This window comes from Oribacterium sp. oral taxon 078 str. F0263 (genome assembly GCF_000469565.1).
Classification (GTDB): domain Bacteria; phylum Bacillota; class Clostridia; order Lachnospirales; family Lachnospiraceae; genus Oribacterium.
Window position 1 is genome coordinate 1 of sequence record NZ_KI273092.1, and the last position, 3,380, is coordinate 3,380.

General features: G+C 36.0%; 3 protein-coding genes. All 3 read right to left on the reverse strand.

Annotated features, from left to right (window positions below; genetic code table 11):
- Nucleotides 1–252 precede the first annotated feature (252 nt).
- The 3 genes from HMPREF1986_RS02520 to HMPREF1986_RS02530 all read right to left on the reverse strand — a co-directional run bounded on the left by HMPREF1986_RS02520 (nt 253) and on the right by HMPREF1986_RS02530 (nt 3,235).
- Nucleotides 253–1,536, reverse strand: coding sequence for a hypothetical protein (locus HMPREF1986_RS02520; protein ID WP_021773177.1), 1,284 nt, complete (start codon nt 1,534–1,536; stop codon nt 253–255).
- A 12-nt stretch (nt 1,537–1,548) separates the two neighbouring features.
- Nucleotides 1,549–2,928, reverse strand: coding sequence for a lipase family protein (locus tag HMPREF1986_RS02525; RefSeq protein WP_196806090.1), 1,380 nt, complete (start codon nt 2,926–2,928; stop codon nt 1,549–1,551).
- Nucleotides 2,929–2,989: 61 nt separating this feature from the next.
- Nucleotides 2,990–3,235 (reverse strand): hypothetical protein, encoded by a 246-nt coding sequence (locus HMPREF1986_RS02530; protein ID WP_021773179.1) that lies wholly within the window; start codon nt 3,233–3,235, stop codon nt 2,990–2,992.
- Nucleotides 3,236–3,380 lie beyond the last annotated feature (145 nt).

Consider the following 3,380-nt stretch of genomic DNA (forward strand, 5'->3'; position numbering starts at 1 on the left):
TAACTACGTGTTCAACTTGTTATTGCAATTTCGGTGACAATTTTACAGAAAATATTTTGGCAAAAGAAAAAGACCTACAGCAATAAGTAATCTGCCGTAGGTCTATATGATTTTCCTGTAGTTATCTTGTGATAAAATAAGGAAACGTATCAAAAACCACCTATATGTAATAATTTTAACTAACCACTATCAATCGATATTTCTTGATTACATACATCTATACCATAGAGTTTTATACTTTAAATATAAAGATTATCTCCAATCAAACAATGCCACTAAATTATTGTAATCGCTCGGATTACTTAAATCATAAGAAGTATTAACTTTTGTGGGCTCTCCACCATCAATTGACACAATAAACAACGACGTAGATGTGTCAGTTCCACCTGTCATCTTTGATAAAAAGGCAACCTTATTGCCATCTGGAGAAACAACGGCATTCCAATTTTTTCTATTTTTTATTTCTGGAACTAATGCTATTCTATCACTATACCAATGGAATGCATCATGTTCGCTTTCTGGAACTAAAACATATTTATATATCATTGAATCATCTGTTCCTACAAATTCAGACGCCGAAATCCAGTCATTAAAGAAATTTGAATTCGCCACATAGCTTTTAGATTCATCATAATATTCCTGAAATGCATCGGCACTGTCTTTCACACTCCCATCTGGGTATGGATAAATCCCAACGCCTTGCCACTGTACATCATCCACCAAAATATCAACCGATGCTTCCGACAAACTATCTATTGGCACTCTTTTAATCTGCACATCATCATTTGTAAAGTCCATAAAATATAAGTAATCATTATAAAAACACGGCTTCTGGTGGTTTATAAGACCACTAAACTCACTTGAAGGCGAAACTTTTGCTGACACATCCGTAAATTGGCCATATTCATCAATCCAACCAACATGAACCGCACCATCCTCCATTGTTAGGGTGGCAATCATTTTGGTAAAATCTGAATTAAAATAATTCCTTGTGACACTTGTATTACTTCCAATTTCAATCTTGCCCCACGTGTCGTAACAACCTGCGGAGCAACTATGTGTCTCCATGCTGGAAAATGTTTTAAAATTATTCACACTACCAGTATCTGGATCAATTACGTCAAGATATAATGTAAATGGTATCGAATGAAATGTTCCTGTACTATTCCATGTGAGCCCTTGTCCCAAAATAATTTTAGCGACAACAATACCAGATGAATTCCTCGCCTTTTCTTCTTCAAACTCAGCTATAATACTTTCTACTTCATGCATGATACCATCTGATTCATTGATTTCGCCACTCGCAATCCGCATATAAACATCTTCGAGACTTAATTCCCCTGATTCAATCATCATCACAAGCTCGTCTACGGTATATGTATCCTCAACTTCATACACCTCTGGCTCACTATAACTATTATCCTGAGACTCTCCCACCGCCTCCTCCGCGGCGGGTGCCGGAGCACTGCTACTACCGCATCCACAAACACCCATAATAATTAACGCCAATGTAATACACAAAATTTTCTGTTTCATATCTTTTCCTCCTTATTCACGTTCCAGAGTAGTGCATGTGGAGCCGTAATAAATTTTTATCTCATTTTCATTTATAATTTTGACTTCAAAGCTTAAAGTTTCCGAAAACAAAAAGCTTGTACAATCCAACTTCCATTTTCCATTTTCTTTATATATTGCATAAGTATCATAAGGGCTGAAAAAATTGCAATGCGTTCCGTCAAAGGCTACGATAGCCCCCGGTTGTGCTTGTCCAAACCCTTCATTTCCTATGCTCTTCCAAGAACCCTCTATAATAAATTCTTCTGTATCCAAAAAATCTTGATTTTCTAATTCATCATTGTTATCACCACCATCATCATATAAATAGTCTTCATCAGATACACATGCCAGTTTGATAAAAGAATCATCGCCTTCTTGTCTTTCAAGTGCATCAATGTAATTTGTCATCAAATGACAATTGCAAGAATCCCAAACATTCTCGCCATCTTCATCGTATTTCAAATAATATAGTTCAGTATGACCAAATTTTGCCTGTATAGAGCTAACATTGGTGCTTTTTTGATTTCCATTTGGACCATACGAATCATAATAGTTGTAAATATTGTGAATATTTTCATAACCCGAGGAAGCGCTCGTATCTGTAGTAAGCACTTTAATGGCACCAAACGTATATACATAAATGTCATCAATTGTCGCATCGCTATTCCATAAATGCCCTTCTTTTAGTGCATTCGTCAATCTTGCCCCAACCATATTGGCTGCTGCGCCTCCTAAACTATGCCCTGTAACTAAAATCTTGATGTTTTCTGTTGTTTGAATTATTGGATATTTACCTATATATTCCTCTATTCCTTTCCATATTTCTTCTTCAAAATCATAAACGTTGTCCCACACAGACCGCCCTAAAAACTTATGTACTTTGTCTTCATCAAATGTCCAACCTTTAAACAAATCTCCAACCGCTTCCTGCCATGTCTTTGTTCCTCGAGCAGTTATAACTAATATCGTTGTATCCTTCCCATCAATATATAAAGTATCCTGTCCTATCGCAAAAGCGGCATTTCCACCATAATTAAATATTTCACAGGCATAAATATCGTAATCCGAATAAATTCTTTTAATTCCCTCTCCTGTTTCATCCTCTGCCATTTTGCTCATTTCAGCTGCAACAAGCGCAATTTCATTGCTATATATTTTTGAAGAATTAACAAAAAGGGCCGAACCCCAAGCAGAACCATTCCCAGTATATTTTTCTTCTACCGCCAAACCATCCTCGGTTGAGGTATCTATATTATCTTCTACTGTAGTAGGAACATCAGAATAAATTTTTGAGCTTGACTCTTCACTACAAGCACTTAAGATCACCGCTAATAGCACTACAACAAAAACATATAATGTTCTTCTCCTCATTACCCACCTCATAATTATGCCAATACCAATAAAAAGATAGGCATTCTTTTATATCTATCAGCTAAATCCTGTGACCCATCCTCTCCATCCTTTTTTTCTTCTTATCATATATTGCATGTGATATGGCATCTCCGGCCTTATCAGCAACGTCATCAACTTTATTTTCAAACGCTCTAATCAACTTATACCCTATAATACTAACGGCCACAGCAACAATAATACCTAGGATAATTCCTGCCTTAATAGCAACAAGGAATCCAAGCAAAACCCCAATCACGACCACATTATGCGCATATGTTCTTCTCATTTTTTCCTCCCTATTTTTTGTGTGTATTTGTAATTTTCATCGCTTTATCGAAAACTTTTGTTTTTGGGTCGAGTCTCAAAAAAGCTCTCTCAATAACTGTTAATAGAACATCCGAAATTGCAATAACAAGTTGAACACGTAGTTA

Excerpts from the sequence above, each read along its gene's own strand:
- HMPREF1986_RS02520 (WP_021773177.1), bottom strand. The coding sequence starts at position 1,536 with ATGAAACAGAAAATTTTGTGTATTACATTGGCGTTAATTATTATGGGT.
- HMPREF1986_RS02525 (WP_196806090.1), bottom strand. The coding sequence starts at position 2,928 with ATGAGGAGAAGAACATTATATGTTTTTGTTGTAGTGCTATTAGCGGTG.
- HMPREF1986_RS02530 (WP_021773179.1), bottom strand. The coding sequence starts at position 3,235 with ATGAGAAGAACATATGCGCATAATGTGGTCGTGATTGGGGTTTTGCTT.